The 14,722-nt window shown below is 65.4% G+C and carries 8 protein-coding genes and 1 pseudogene; all 9 read left to right on the forward strand.

The annotated features are described in order from the left end of the window. The first annotated feature begins 82 nt into the window (after positions 1-82). Positions 83-2,632, forward strand: coding sequence for an ATP-binding cassette domain-containing protein (locus BBIA_RS04575; protein ID WP_081892013.1), 2,550 nt, complete (start codon positions 83-85; stop codon positions 2,630-2,632). 177 nt (positions 2,633-2,809) lie between these two features. Next, positions 2,810-4,681, forward strand: a complete 1,872-nt coding sequence (locus BBIA_RS04580; protein ID WP_033493180.1) for an FtsX-like permease family protein — start codon at positions 2,810-2,812, stop codon at positions 4,679-4,681. A 55-nt stretch (positions 4,682-4,736) separates the two neighbouring features. Continuing rightward, positions 4,737-5,426, forward strand: coding sequence for an ABC transporter ATP-binding protein (locus BBIA_RS04585; RefSeq protein ID WP_033493182.1), 690 nt, complete (start codon positions 4,737-4,739; stop codon positions 5,424-5,426). Between the two features lie 322 nt (positions 5,427-5,748). Then, entirely contained in the window at positions 5,749-9,021 is a 3,273-nt protein-coding gene (locus BBIA_RS04590; RefSeq protein ID WP_033493184.1) for a CAP domain-containing protein, read from the forward strand. Between the two features lie 266 nt (positions 9,022-9,287). After that, positions 9,288-9,512, forward strand: a complete 225-nt coding sequence (locus BBIA_RS14145; RefSeq protein ID WP_152600507.1) for a hypothetical protein — start codon at positions 9,288-9,290, stop codon at positions 9,510-9,512. Positions 9,513-9,623: 111 nt separating this feature from the next. Continuing rightward, positions 9,624-10,508, forward strand: a complete 885-nt coding sequence (locus BBIA_RS04595) for a TrmH family RNA methyltransferase (RefSeq protein ID WP_033493186.1) — start codon at positions 9,624-9,626, stop codon at positions 10,506-10,508. Positions 10,509-10,713: 205 nt separating this feature from the next. Beyond that, positions 10,714-11,802: a phenylalanine--tRNA ligase subunit alpha gene (pheS, locus tag BBIA_RS04600; protein ID WP_051923780.1), complete on the forward strand. Its 1,089-nt coding sequence runs from the start codon at positions 10,714-10,716 to the stop codon at positions 11,800-11,802. Between the two features lie 8 nt (positions 11,803-11,810). After that, positions 11,811-14,417, forward strand: a complete 2,607-nt coding sequence (gene pheT, locus BBIA_RS04605) for a phenylalanine--tRNA ligase subunit beta (RefSeq protein WP_033493188.1) — start codon at positions 11,811-11,813, stop codon at positions 14,415-14,417. Positions 14,418-14,512: 95 nt separating this feature from the next. After that, a pseudogene (locus BBIA_RS04610) lies at positions 14,513-14,722 on the forward strand (hypothetical protein); the annotation flags it as partial.

Raw genomic sequence — 14,722 nt, forward strand, 5'->3', positions numbered from 1 at the left:
ATCATCGGCGTCCGGCCGCGCGGACGGCCGTTTTTTCGTATCCCGCACATCACACCGCACATCAATCCAACCGAGGACAGCCGTGCCGAACACCACCGCACCGAACCCGAACCACACGAACGCGCCATCGCGCGACACCGCCGCAGACAACGCCACGCTCACCTTCGACAACTGGGGATACCGCCACGCCTCACGCAAGCACTTTGCCGTGCGCGGACTCAGCCTCACCATCGAAGCCGGGCAGCGCGTGCTCCTGCTCGGCGCATCCGGCATCGGCAAATCGACCATTCTCGAAGGCGCGGCCGGACTGCTTGGCGGAGACAGCCAAACCGTCACCGCGGACGATGGCACCACCAGCCAGCTCGACGCCGACGGCGGCGTCACCGAAGGCCGCGTGCTCATCGACGGAACTCCCGTGCAGCAGGCCCACGGCCGCGTCGGCCTCGTCCTGCAGGACCCCGACGCGCAGGCGATCTTCCAACGGCTCGGCGACAACGTCGCGTTTGGCCCCGAAAATCTCAACGTGCCGCGCGACGAAACCTGGCAGCGCGTCGCGCGCAGCCTCGACGCCGTCGGTATGACCGGCGTGCAGCTGCACCGGTCCGTCATGCATCTGAGCGGCGGGCAAATGCAGCGTCTCGCGCTCGCCGGCGCGCTCGCCATGCGCCCCGGCGTGCTCCTGCTCGACGAGCCCACCGCCAACCTCGACCCGAACGGCGTCGAACAGATCGTCGACGCGGTGCGCGGCGTGCTCGACCGCTACCATTCGACCATGGTGCTCGTCGAACACCGCGCCGGCCCGTGGATCGACATGATCGACCGCGTTGTTGTGCTCGGGCTCGAAACCGACGACATGCAGCGGGCGCGCGTCGCGCAGACCGGCGACGAGGACGAAGTCGACCGCAGCGGCTTCCGCCGCACCGTGGTCGTCGCCGACGGCACGCCCGACGACGTGTTCCGCAATCCCGACCTCGACTTCGCCGAACTCGGCATCTGGGTGCCGGCGAAATACCGCCGGCCCGGCGATGAGATCACGCGCATCCACACCGCCGACGAACCCGCGTATTCGGCGCGCACCGGCAACGGACAGGTCGTGCTCACCACCGACGACCTCGCCATCGGCCGCGCCGGCAAGCCCATCGCCGAACACATCGACCTCGCGTTCTCGTCCGGGCAGATCACCGCGCTCGTCGGCATGAACGGCGCCGGCAAATCCACGCTGTCGCTCACGCTCGCCGGCCTGCTCGAACCGGTGTCCGGGCGTGTGCGCGCGTCGGCAGAACTCGCCGCGGGCGCGGACGGCGACGACCCGTTCGCATGGAAATCCACCGAACTTGCGTCGCGCATCTCCTACGTGTTCCAAAACCCCGAACACCAGTTCGCGCGCGGCAGCGTGCTCGAGGAAGTCATGCTCGGGCCGCTGCGCACCGGCTGCGACGAAGAGGAAGCGGAACGCCGAGCGCGCGAACTGCTCACCCGCTTCAACCTCATCCAATACGCGAAGGCGAACCCGTACACGCTCTCCGGCGGAGAAAAGCGGCGCCTCACCGTCGCAGCGTCCCTAGCCGCCGCACCGCGCGTGCTGATTCTGGACGAACCCACGTTCGGACAGGACCGGCGCACGTGGATGCAGATCGTCACGCTCATCCACAGCCTGCGCGGCGACGGCGTGAGCATCATCGTCGTCACGCACGACCGGGAGCTCGTGACCGCGCTCGGCGCGCGGCTCGTCGAACTCGTGCCGGCCGACACGGCGGGGGAGTGGAAGACGCGCGGCGCTGCGGGCGCGAACGGCGTTCCCGCCGGAACCCCGCAGGTCGTGCCGGTCAGCGCGGTCAACGAGCGTACCGAAGCACCCAAGCCGTCCAGCCGGTCGAAGGTCATCGCCTCGATGAATCCGGCGTTCCGGCTCATCGGCGCCATGCTCGCCTCGCTGCCGCTGCTGCTCAGCCTCGACTGGGTGTCCGCGTCGGTGGCGCTCGGCCTCGAAGCCGTGATCCTCATGGCCGTGGGCTTCACGCCATGGCGCATCGTCAAATCAACATGGCCGGTATGGATCGGCGCGCCCGGATCGGCGCTCGCCGTGCTGCTGTACGGCAAATCGGGCGGCGCCACCTGGTGGCAGTGGGGCATGATCCACGTCACCGACCGGTCCGCGGAACTCGCGCTGGCCACCGCCGTGCGCATCCTCGCCATCGGCATCCCCACGATCATCACGGTGCTCGGCATCGACGCGACCGACCTGGCCGACGCGTTCAGCCAGAAACTGCGGCTGCCCGACCGGTTCGTATACGGCGGACTCGCCGGCATGCGGCTCTTCTCCGTGCTGCAGGACGACTGGTCGGCGCTCACCGCGTCCCGCCGTTCGCGCGGACTCGGCGACGACAACAAGTTCAAGGCGTTCTTCCCGCAGGCGTTCGCGCTGCTCGTGCTGTCCATCCGACGCTCCACCACGCTGGCCACGGCCATGGAGGCGCGAGGATTCGGCGGCGACGGGCCGCGCAGCCACGCGCGCGTGAGCGAAACCCACGCGCGCGACTGGGTGTTCCTAGCCGTGTGCCTCGCCATTCCGGTCGTGGCGCTCGTGTGCGCCGGTCTCGCCGGCACGTTCGCGTTCCTCGGCGGCAACTAGGGAACGGGCGTTTCAGCGAACATTCAGGAAATGGTCACAAAACTGGGACGGGACGGCCAGAGACGGCACAGTCCCGTTCCAGCGGTTTGCCACGCGGCGGCGGTTTCATGGCACAGTAGACGGACCGCCCAAGTTCGGTCCGGTTGAAACCACAGGCATACCGACCAAAGGACCATCATGTTCGTAGTGAAAAACGCATGGCGGAACGTCATACGCAACAAGGGGCGCAACATCCTCATCGCCATCATCGTCGCGATCATCGCGGCGGCCGCCACCATCGGCCTCGCGATCCGGCAGGCGGCCGTGACCGCGCGCGAAACCGGACTCGAAAACACGACCATCACCGCGCAGATCAGCTTCGACCGCAGCAAGGCGATCAGCGAGCTGCGCGAATCGTCCTCGTCCTCCGATTCTTCCTCGTCTTCGGACTCTTCGAATTCGTCTGATTCATCTTCGTCGTCCTCGTCGTCTTCGTCATCCGACTCCAAGCCCGACTTCGACGCGATGCGCGAGGCGATGAGCGACAAGCAGCTCACGCTCGCCGACTACCAGAAGTACGCCAAGGCGTCCAGCGCGGTCAAATCCACGTACTACACGGAAACCGCGTCGCTGGCCGCGACCGACGACTTCCAGCCGGTCGAGGACTCGACGTCCAGCTCGTCGTCCTCGTCTGACTCCAGCTCTTCTTCCTCCTCTTCCGATTCGTCGTCCAGTTCGTCCAGTTCCTCCGATTCGTCCAAGTCCGACGCGAACGGCGGCGACGGCCAGCAGCCCGGCGGCCAGGGCGGTGGCGACATGGGCGGCGGTATGGGCGGCATGACCATGACCACCGGTGACTTCTCGCTCGTCGGCTTCTCCTCCGACGAAGCCGTGTCCAACGCCGAAAACGGCACGTTCACCATGAGCGACGGCGAAGTGTTCGGCTACGACTCCGATTCGGACGGCGACGTCATCATCTCCAAGGAACTCGCCGACTTCAACAACCTGTCCGTCGGCGACACGATCACCGTCGAAAACGCGAGCGACAGCGACACCACGTACAAGCTCACCATCGTCGGCATCTACGAAAACAGCACCGAATCGTCTAACCAGATGGGCGGCCCGATGCGCTCCACCGCATCCGACCCGGCCAACGCGATCTACACGTCCGTCTCCACGCTGAAATCGCTCGGCCTCGACGCCGACTCGACGACCGAAACGACCGATTCGAGCGGCAACACCACCGAAACCGCGGCCGCGCAGCTCAACTACACGTATGTGTTCTCCAGCAAGGACGACTACGAGACGTTCGTTTCCGACGTCGCCAAGGCCGGCCTGAGCGACGACTACACGGTCTCGTCCGCGGACGTCGAACAGTACGAGTCCAGCCTCGTGCCGCTCAACAACCTCGCCCAGTTCGCGCTCACCCTGCTGCTCATTGTGCTCGGCGTCGGCGCGGTCGTGCTCGTCGTCATCACCCTATGCAACGTGCGCGAACGCAAGTACGAGGTGGGCGTGCTCACCGCGATCGGCGTGAAGAAGGTCAAGGTGGCCGCGCAGTTCACATTCGAGCTGCTCGTCGTCACGATGATCGGCCTCGCGCTCGGCGCTGCGGGCGGTGCGGTTGCGTCCGTGCCGGTGTCGAACCAGCTGCTCGCCGCGCAGGTCGCGCAGCAGGAGTCGCAGGCGTCCAGCCAGAACGCGCAGTTCGGCCGCGACATGCAGGGACCGGGCGCGCAGGGAACGTCGGACTCGGCTTCCTCCGACTCGTCCAACGCGTCGTCTTCGGCTGATTCCTCCTCGTCCGACTCATCGTCCAGCTCGTCGACGTCCGGCAGCTCGTCCAACGCGAACGCGTCCGGCACGAACAACGCCGGCCGGCCGAACGGCCCCGGCGGCATGATGGGACAGGCCGTCAGCTACGTCTCCAACGTCAACGCGACCGTCAACCTCAAGATCGTCGGCCAGCTGCTCGCCATCGGGCTCGGGCTCACGCTCGTCGCCGCGCTCGTCGCCGTCGTGTTCGTCATGCGCTACGAGCCGCTGCAGATCCTCGCCGACCGTTCGTGACCATCATCCCGCGCGTATATTCCGCACTCGCATTCATCAGTAAGGGACTGTCATCATGACTGAAACAACCGCAACAACCGCCGCAAAGCCAATCCTCGAACTTGACAACGTAAGCTACTCGTACACCAAGGGCGGCAAGAAGGTGCTCAAGAACATCACGCACGCCTTCCGTACCGGCGAAGTGCACTCCATCACCGGCCCGTCCGGCGCTGGCAAGACCACCATGCTCTCGCTCATCTCCGGCCTCGCCAACCCGACCGAAGGCAAGGTGCTGTACAACGGCAAGGACCTCGCCAAGCAGGACCGCTACGACTACCGCAGCCACGACATCGGCGTGATCTTCCAGAGCTTCAACCTGCTGCCGCAGCTGACGGTGGCGGAGAACATCATGCTGTCCATGGACGCCTCCGGCAAGAAGTTCGACAAGCCGAAGAAGGAGCTCGCGGTGGGCCTGCTCGAACAGGTGCACCTGCCGGCCGAGTATGCGAACGAGCGCATCCTGCACCTGTCCGGCGGCGAACAGCAGCGCGTGGCGATCGCGCGGGCGCTCAGCTACGGGCCGTCCGTGATCGTGGCCGACGAGCCGACCGGCAACCTCGACATGGGCACGCAGGAGGACATTATGTCGATCTTCCGTACGCTCGCCCATGAGCAGGGCGTGTGCGTGATCATCGTCACCCATTCGCCCGAAGTGGCGGCCGCCAGCGACGAGGTGTTCGAACTGGCGCCGCTGCGGAGGCGGTGATGCGCGGCCAGGCGTGGGCATAGACTGCACATTTCAAGGGATTATGTGGGCATAGACAGGACAGTGAGAGGGCTTCCGGGCTCTCGTACTGTCCCGTCTATGCCCACGCTTGTTGTTCGGACGCGGCATAGGCTCGTCGACATGAACGGTCCGGAAATGGGACGGATTCCGCCATACGGAGAGAAAGGGGGTAGGATGAGAATTGCTTGAGCGGCGGGGTCCTGCATGCTGTTCAGCATGAGCGTGTGCGCATGTTTGTGCTTGTGCGTGGAGGCCGCCGCGTGCTCAAGAAGACACGAAGAGTTCGAGGAAAGGTCCGCGCATGGTTGTTGCGCAGCATTATTCCGGCGTCACTCGCAACGCCGATCCCACCGTCACACTGAAGGCCGCCACCGCAGGCATCGCCGCGCTCGTCGCGGTCGCCACGATGACGCCGGGCGCGATCGCCGCCGAAACGAACCCGACTCCAGCGGTGACCGCCGTGGCCGAAGCCGGCGACGATCTGGCGCAGGCTCAGGCCGCGCTCGCCGCCGCGAAGAAGACGGTCGCCGAGAAGCAGGCCGCGCTGGATGCCGCGAAGAAGCTGACCGCCGGCGATTTCAAGGATGACGCCGACGTGAAGGCCTCGTCCGACGCGCTCGCCAAGGCCGAGGCCGAGCAGCAGTCGGCCGAGACCGCGGTTGCGGACGCACAGAAGGCGTACGACGCGAAGATCAAGGAGCTGGGCATCGACCCGCAGCAGCTCGCCGCCGCGCAGAAGGCTGCGACCGACGCGAAGACCGCGTACGATGCGGCGCAGGCGCTTGCTGATGCGAAGGGCAAGGCGGTCGAGGCCAAGACCAAGGACACGGATCAGCTCAAGGCCGCGTATGATGCCGCTGCCACCGCATACAAGACCGCGCAGGCCGACGCCGACGCAAAGAAGGCCGCGTACGATGCCGCCGAAGCAGAGGCGACCAAGGCCGGTGCCAGCGCCGAGCAGATCGCCGCAGCCAAGCAGAATGCCGACAAGCTCGCCGCCGACGCGCAGGTCAAGCTCAAGGCGTACGAGACCGCCAAGCAGGACGCCGACGCCAAGAAGCAGTCCGCCGACAATGCGGTCGCCGCGCTGAAGAAGGCACAGGATGAGCTGCCCGCACTGCAGTCCGCCGCCAAGAGCGCGGCCGCCGATGCCGCCGATGCGCAGGCCAAGTACCAGAAGGCGCTGGGCCTGTACAACATCACCGCACTCAAGGACAAGCTCGACGCAGCCAAGGACAAGCAAACCAAGGCCGCCGCAGCGGTGACCACTGCCGAGCAGGCCAAGAACGCTGCCGATGAGGCCGCAAAGACGGCGGCCGCCAAGAAGGTTGCCGCCGACAAGGCCGAGGCAAGCACCAAGAAAGCCGCGGATGAGGCCGCCGTCAAGGTCGCCGAGCTCGATCAGCAGGAGCAGGAAGGTTCGCTCGGCTTCTTCAAGGCGGTTGGGGCGACCGATGCTGCCGCAGTGCTGACCGATCCGTCCAAATCCAAGAAGCCGGAACTGATCAAGGAGTGGGTGCTCCCATACATCGGCAAGGCCGAATCTGCAACCAGCCTCGAACATTTCCAGCAGTCGATCGAGGTCGTACGCAAGGCCAACGAACTGCGCAAGTCGGTGGGTCTGAGCGAACTGCAGATCACGGACACGTTGATGGCCATGGGACAGGCGAACGCCAACTACGGTTCGCATATCTATAACCAGAATCGGACCCAGCCGTATGTCAGCCCTCATTCTGAACAGTTCGACAACACAGGGGAAAACTTGGCGGCGAGCGGTGGATATCCCGTGGCGCCGGAGCCTGTGAGCACTGCTTTCCATGGTTGGTATGACGAAGAAAAAGTCGCATATGACATGGGAGAGAATTGCCAGCCTGTTGCAGCGAACGGAAACAGCTGCGCAACGGGGCATTACACCAACATCGTCAATGGCCTGTCGACGGTGCCAATGCAGCAGGGGGAGCTCATTTACTCTTTATCCGGTGCCGGTATCAGCACCGTCGAGACTTCGACATGGTACGGTACCACCGTTGAACAGTTGTTCAGCGGAACCCAGTATTACGGGTATCCGGATTTCGTCAAGCCGAATAACGATGCGAAGTACACGCCGGATCAGTATGAGCAACGTCTTACGGCTTATGTGAATCAGCTGGCCAGCGACAAGGCCGACGCCGCCGCAGCCAAGACCACTGCGGACGCCAACTACGCGAAGGTGCAGCAGGCCGTCGCGGATGCCGACAAGGCGTTGACCGACGCACAGGCCGACCAGCAGGCCAAGACCACGGCGTACGACAACGCGGTCAAGGCGAAGAGCGACGCGGATGCGGCGGTCAAGACCGCTCAGGACGCGTACGATGAGGCATCCAAGTCGCTGGGCGAAGGAGTCGAGATCCCGACCAAGGCCGAGGTCGACAAGCTGGAAGCCGCTGCGAACAAGGCCGCCGAAACCAGCAAGAAGGCCGACGCCACGGTCACCGCCAAGCAGGGAGAGATCGCCACGCTGACCGCTTCGCAGAAGGCCGCGCAGGAGTCTTCAGACAAGGCGTCCGCTGCAGCCGAAACCGCGAAGTCCGCCTCCGACGAGGCCGCGAAGGCTTCTTCCGATGCCGCCAAGACCGTGGAGACGCTGTCCGCCAAGCGCAAGGCCGCAGACGAGGCAAAGTCCGCCTCCGACAAGGCCTCCACTGCCGCAGCGGCCGCCAAGCAGTCCGCTTCCGCCGCCGAATCCGCCTACGTGTCCTCCTACAACGAGCTCGCAGAACTCACCAAGGAGCAGCAGGCGCTGCAGGCTGATGCGGATGCGAAGAAGACGGCATGGCAGCAGGCTGATAAGGCTTGGCAGGATTTGGTGACGGCTTCGGGCAGCGAGGACGTGCTGAATCTGAAGAAGGCGTTGGATGAGGCGAACGCGAAGCTGGAGGCCGCGAAGCAGGGCCAGCAGACCGCGCAGAAGGCATTGGACGACCTGGTCGCGAAGAAGGTGTCCGAGGCGGTCGCTCAGGCCGAGGCCGAGTTGAAGATCGCGGTGAAGGCCGAAGAGGAGGCGCAGAAGAAGGTCGACGAGCTGACGCCGTCCACGCCGGATCCGACGCCCACCCCGACCCCGGATCCTGATCCGGAGCCGTCTCCGGAACCCGAGCCGACGCCGACCCCGACGCCGGAGGCGGTGGAGCCGCAGGACGTGTATCGCCTGTACAATCCGCATACCGGCGAGCATTTCTACACGGCGAACTCGGTGGAGCGCGATGCGTTGTCGGCCAGCGGCTGGAACTATGAGGGTGTGGGCTTCAAGGCCGCCAAGAAGACCGGTGTTGAGGTGAAGCGCTATTACCGTTCGGGCGGCAAGCACATGTTCACCACGAGCAAGGCCGAGCAGGCGGCGCTCGTGAAGGCTGGCTGGAAGTATGAGGGCGTCGCGTTCCTTGCCCCGGAGGACAAGGACGGGTCGAACGACGTATACCGCCTGTACAACGCGAAGAACGGCGACCACCTGTTCACCGTGAGCAAGGCGGAGCAGTCCGTGCTCGCCCATCGCGGCTGGAACGACGAAGGTATCGGCTACCTCGCCGTCAAGTAATACCGACCCGTACCATCCATAGGAGAACGTCCCGCGAGCCCATCCCGGCCCGCGGGACGTTCCATATTTTCACGTCTCGGGTCACGCGATGGCAGTTCCGGGTGATATCCCAACCCGTGACCCCTCGTAACGCGGTCGTCAAAGGTCATGCGATAGCAAAACCCGTCAAATTTCCATCGCGTGATTCCGATCTGAGCACGCGATGGCATCGCAACGTTCACATTCCATCGCGTGACCGTGTAAAGCAGTGGAAACAAGGTCACGCGATGGAAATTGCGGGCGATCTGCCATCCCGTGAAGAGGTGCGCAGTCTCGCAATGGCAAAAATGTCTTATTTTCCATCGCGTGACCTTGCAAGACCCTCGGAAGATACCGACAGAAGGTCACAAGATGGTATTTCGATGGCGTTGTGCCATCGCGTGATGAACGGGCTGATCACGAGATGGAAAAAGGTGCCGGAATTCCATCGCGTGACCTTGTGTGTGAGCTGAAGGTACTATACGGACGATTTACGGGAAGATGGACGGGACGAGAATGCTGCCGCGCGAGGAGGGGCGAGCGAGGATATACGATGGGCGCGGGGATGGGGTAGGGTGGCGGGTATGCCGATTTCCGCAGAAGTACTGGCCAACGTGAAGGCCGAACGCATCCGTCGTGTATCCGATCTCGCTAACCGCCGCAGCCGCGAACGGTACGGTAAATTCCTGATCGAGGGGCCGCAGTCCGTGCGCGAAGCCGTCACGTGGCAGCCCGAAGTCGTGCGCGACCTGTACGTCGAAGCCGCCGGCAGCGACCCGGACTCGCCGTTCGCCAATCCGACCATCGCGAAAATCGCGGGACGCGCGCTGCAGCACGGCATCTACGTGCACAAGGCGACGCGCGACGTCATGGCGAAGATCAGCTCCGACGCGCAGGGCATCGCCGCGGTCGGCGACATGGACGCCATGCGCGAGGCGCTGCGATACGACGAGACGAAGCATGACGGCGACGGCGAGCCGTTCGTCGCCGCGTTCTGGCAGGTGCGCGACCCGGGCAACGCCGGCACGGTGATCCGCGCGGCCGACGCGGCCGGTTGCGACGCGGTCGTGCTCGTCGACGAATGCGTGGACCCGTTCAACCCGAAAGTGATCCGCTCCACCGCCGGATCGCTGTTCCACCTGCCCGTCGTCGCGATGGGAACCGACGAATTCCTCGACTGGGCGCGCAGGCAGGGCATGACGGTGATCGCGGCCGACGTGTACGGCACGGACGGACGCAGCCCCGAATCTCTGCCGGACGTGCTCGCCGAACGCCGCGACGCGAAGGCTGCCGGCGCAAGTCCGGCCGGCGAGGCGATCCTGTTCGGCAACGAGGCGCGCGGCCTGCCCGAGGCGATCCTCGCGCAGATGGACCGCATCGTGTCCATTCCGATCTACGGTAAGGCCGAATCGCTCAACCTCGGCACCAGCGCCGCGGTGATGCTCATGAGCCTTGCCATGACACGGTGAGACGCGAACGGGCGGTCCGCCGCGACCCCATGGGATTCGCATCCGGGAGGAATGCCGCGGATTGCATGGTCTGCATGATCTGCACGATCAGTGGCATGACGTGTCCGCGCATCGGAGGATGTGAGCCCTCACGGCCGGTCTATGTCGAGTCGTCTGGGAAGAATGGACAGTTGGTAAAACGCTTGAAAAACGCATGTTTTCACGCATGCGACGCTTGCAAGTCAAGGAAAGGGTGCTCGTGGCAGAAGCGCAATTCGATGCCCAGTCGGTAACCGGTACGGTGACCGACGGCATTGCCAAAATCGAGAACGCCTCCACTTCGGAGGAACTGAAATCCATCAAAAGCGAGGTCATTTCGGCGCTGACCCTCGCCAGCAAGGGCATCGGCGCCTTGCCGGTCGACCAGAAGAAGGACGCCGGCAAGCTCATGAGCAAGCTGCGCGCCGACTTCGGCCGCGCGTTCGGCGCCAAGGAAGCACAGGTCAAGGCCGACGAGGAAGCCAAGGCCCTCGCCGCCGAAACCGTCGACATGACCCTGCCCGTCGAGCGCAAGCCGCTCGGCGCACGCCACCCGATCTCCAAGGTCATCGAAGACGTCGAGGACTTCTTCACCTCGATGGGCTGGCAGATCTCCGCCGGCCCCGAAGTGGAAACCGAATGGTACAACTTCGACGCGCTCAACTTCGGCCCCGACCATCCGGCTCGCCAGATGCAGGACACGTTCTACGTCAAGGGCAACCAGGCCAAGGACGCCGCCGGCTTCGTCGGCAGCAACATGGTCGTGCGCACGCAGACCTCCTCCGATCAGGTCCGCGCGCTCCTCACCCGCGGCGTGCCGCTGTACATCGCATCCCCGGGCCGCGTGTTCCGCACCGACGAGCTCGACGCCACCCACACGCCGGTCTTCCACCAGTGCGAGGCGCTCGCCGTCGACAAGCACCTGACCATGGCCGACCTGAAGGGCGTGCTCGACAAGCTCGCCGTCGCCATGTTCGGCCCCGAGGCCAAAACCCGCCTGCGCCCGAGCTACTTCCCGTTCACCGAGCCGAGCGCCGAGCTCGACCTGTGGTTCCCCGACAAGAAGGGCGGCGCAGGCTGGCTCGAATGGGGCGGCTGCGGCATGGTCAACCCGAACGTGCTCAAGTCCGCCGGCATCGACCCGGACGTGTACACCGGCTTCGCGTTCGGCGTCGGCATCGAGCGCACGCTGCTGCTGCGCCACGACATCAACGACATGCACGACCTGGTCGAAGGCGACGTGCGATTCAGCGAACAGTTTGTGATGGGGGAGTGAGATAGCCCATGCCCATGATCGATATCGATTGGCTCAAGGACCATGTCGAGGTTCCCGCGGACCTCACCTATGAGCAGCTCGCCAAGGACCTCGTGCGCGTCGGCCTCGAGGAGGAGGAGATCCACGCCTCCCAGGTGACCGGCCCGATCGTCGTCGGCTACGTGGTGGATGCCACGCCGGAACCGCAGAAGAATGGCAAGATCATCAACTGGTGCCACGTCGACTGCGGCCCCGAATGGAACGAAACCGACGAAAACGGCAACAAGGTGCCGCGCGGCATCATCTGTGGCGCGCCCAACATGAAGGCCGGCGAAAAGGTCGTCGTGACCCTGCCTGGTGCCGTGCTGCCCGGCGACTTCAAGATCGAGCCGCGCAAGACCTACGGCCACATCTCCAACGGCATGTGCGCGTCCGAACGCGAGCTCGGCCTCGGCGACAACCACGACGGCATCATCCTGCTGCGCAACTACGGCTTCACCCCGGCCGAATACGACGCGCTCAAGCCCGGCGACGACGCGATGCACCTGCTGCACCTCGACCAGCCGCTGCTTGAGATCAACATCACGCCGGACCGCGGCTACGCGTTCTCCTACCGCGGCGTCGCGCGCGAATACCATCATTCGACCGGCGCGACGTTCGTCGACCCGGCGATCGAGTACGGCGAGAAGGCCCCGGCCGCGACCGGCGACCCGAACGTCAAGCCCGACATCGAAGTGATCGTCGACGACAGCAACCCGATCCACGGCGTGCCCGGCTGCGACCGCTACTACGCGCGCGCCGTGCGCGGCTTCAACCCGAACGCGCACACGCCGAACTGGATGCGCCGCCGTCTCGTGCGCGCCGGCATGCGTTCCATCTCGCTCGCCGTGGACGTCACCAACTACGTGATGCTCGACCTCGGCCAGCCGATGCACGCCTACGACATGGACAAGATCGAAGGCCCGATCGTCGTGCGCCGCGCCCGCGAAGGTGAGAAGCTGACCACGCTCGACGGCAAGAACCACGATCTGAGCACCGAGGACCTGCTCATCACCGACTCGCCGAACGGCGAACGCGGCTCGCGCATCCTCGGCCTCGCCGGCGTGATGGGCGGCCTGTACGGCGAAGTCACCGCCGACACCAAGAACATCCTGCTCGAGGCCGCGCACTTCGACCAGGTGACGGTCGCGCGTTCCGCACGCCGCCACAAGATCCCGTCCGAAGCGTCCCGTCGCTTCGAACGCGGAGTCGACACGCAGCTGCAGCCGGCCGCCGCGCAGATGGCCGCCGACCTGCTGTCCCGCTACGGCGACGGCGAGCCGAGCGAACATCCGGCCGACGTGAACAACGTCGTCTTCCGCCGTCCGATCCACTTCAAGGCGAGCGAGGTCGCGCGCGTGGCCGGCCTGAACCTTGACGTGAACCGCATCAGCGACATTCTCACCGACATCGGCTGCCGCGTGGCCGGCGGCGGCAACGGCGAATTCTCCGTGACCGCGCCGAGCTGGCGCCCGGATCTGAACGAGCCGTGCGACTTGGTCGAGGAAGTGGCCCGACTCGTCGGCTACGACGAGATCCCGGTCACCGTGCCGCCGGCACCAGTCAACGGTGCGGTCGGCCTGACCTCCGAACAGCGCCACCGCCGCCAGATCGCCAACGAGCTGGCCGAATACGGCATGGTCGAAGCGCTCAGCTACCCGTTCATCGGCGACGAGGAATACAAGGAATTCAGCTACGACGCGGACGAGATCAAGCGCGTGAGCGTCGAGGTCGCCAACCCGCTGGCCGGCAACCGTCCGTTCCTGCGCCGCGACATCCTGCCGACCCTCGCCGGCACTGTGCAGCTCAACCTGCGCCGCGGCCTCGAGAACATCAGCCTGTACGAGATCGGCCACGTCTACCTGTGGGATCCGAACGCGCCGGCCATTCCGGCCCTGCCGGGTGGCGTCAAGCCGACCGACGAGCAGCTCGCCGCGCTCGACGCCGGTCTGCCCAAGCAGCCGATGCACGTCGCCGGCATCTTCACCGGACTGGCCGAAAACAGCGGCTGGCTCGGCGACAAGCGTCCGGTCGACTGGAGCGACGCCGTCGAGGCGGTGCGCCGCATCTCCAAGCTGCTCGGCGCGAACCTGACGCTCGACCAGCCGGCCGCCGCCGACGTGCCCGCCCAGTGGCATCCGGGTCGCGCGGCCCGCGTCATGGCCGGCGACGCGTTCGTCGGCATGGTCGGCGAACTGCACCCGCACGTCAACGAGGCACTCGGCTTCCCGGCCCACTCGGCCGCGTTCGAACTGGATCTCGACGCGCTGTTCGCCACGCTCGACGGCAAGCCGGTCCAGGCCAAGCCGATCTCCACGTTCCCGCCGGTCAAGCAGGATCTCGCGTTCACCGTGGCCGACACGGTCAGCGCCGACCAGCTGGAGAACGTGATCCGCGAGGCCGCGGGCGACGCGCTCGAATCGATCGAACTGTTCGACGTGTTCACCGGCGACCAGATCGGCGAGGGACTCAAGTCGCTCGCGTTCGCCGTCGTATTCCGTGCGCCCGACCGCACGCTCACGGCTGAGGACAGCGAAGCAATCCGCAAGGCGATCGTGGACAAGGCCGCCGAACTCGGCGCCCAGCTGCGCGCCTGATCGCGCGGAGCGCAGCCGCACGATGTGAGATGGGGCTTTCCGCCGCAAGGGGAAAGCCCCATTATTGATATGACGACCATGCAAGGATGGAGACTATGACCGATTCCCAGAACACGAACGGCGATCAGCAGGCCGAAGGCCAGACCGCCGGAGCGGCGTCGAACGGCGCGCCGCAGTACGGGCAGTACCAACAGCCGGAATACGGTGCCATGGCCAGCCAGTATCCGGCCGGATACAATCCGTACGTGTACGGGGCGCCGGATCCGACGCCGGCGACTCCGGCCGCGAACGCGCAGCCGAACGGG

The organism is Bifidobacterium biavatii DSM 23969 (genome assembly GCF_000741165.1).
Taxonomy (GTDB): domain Bacteria; phylum Actinomycetota; class Actinomycetes; order Actinomycetales; family Bifidobacteriaceae; genus Bifidobacterium; species Bifidobacterium biavatii.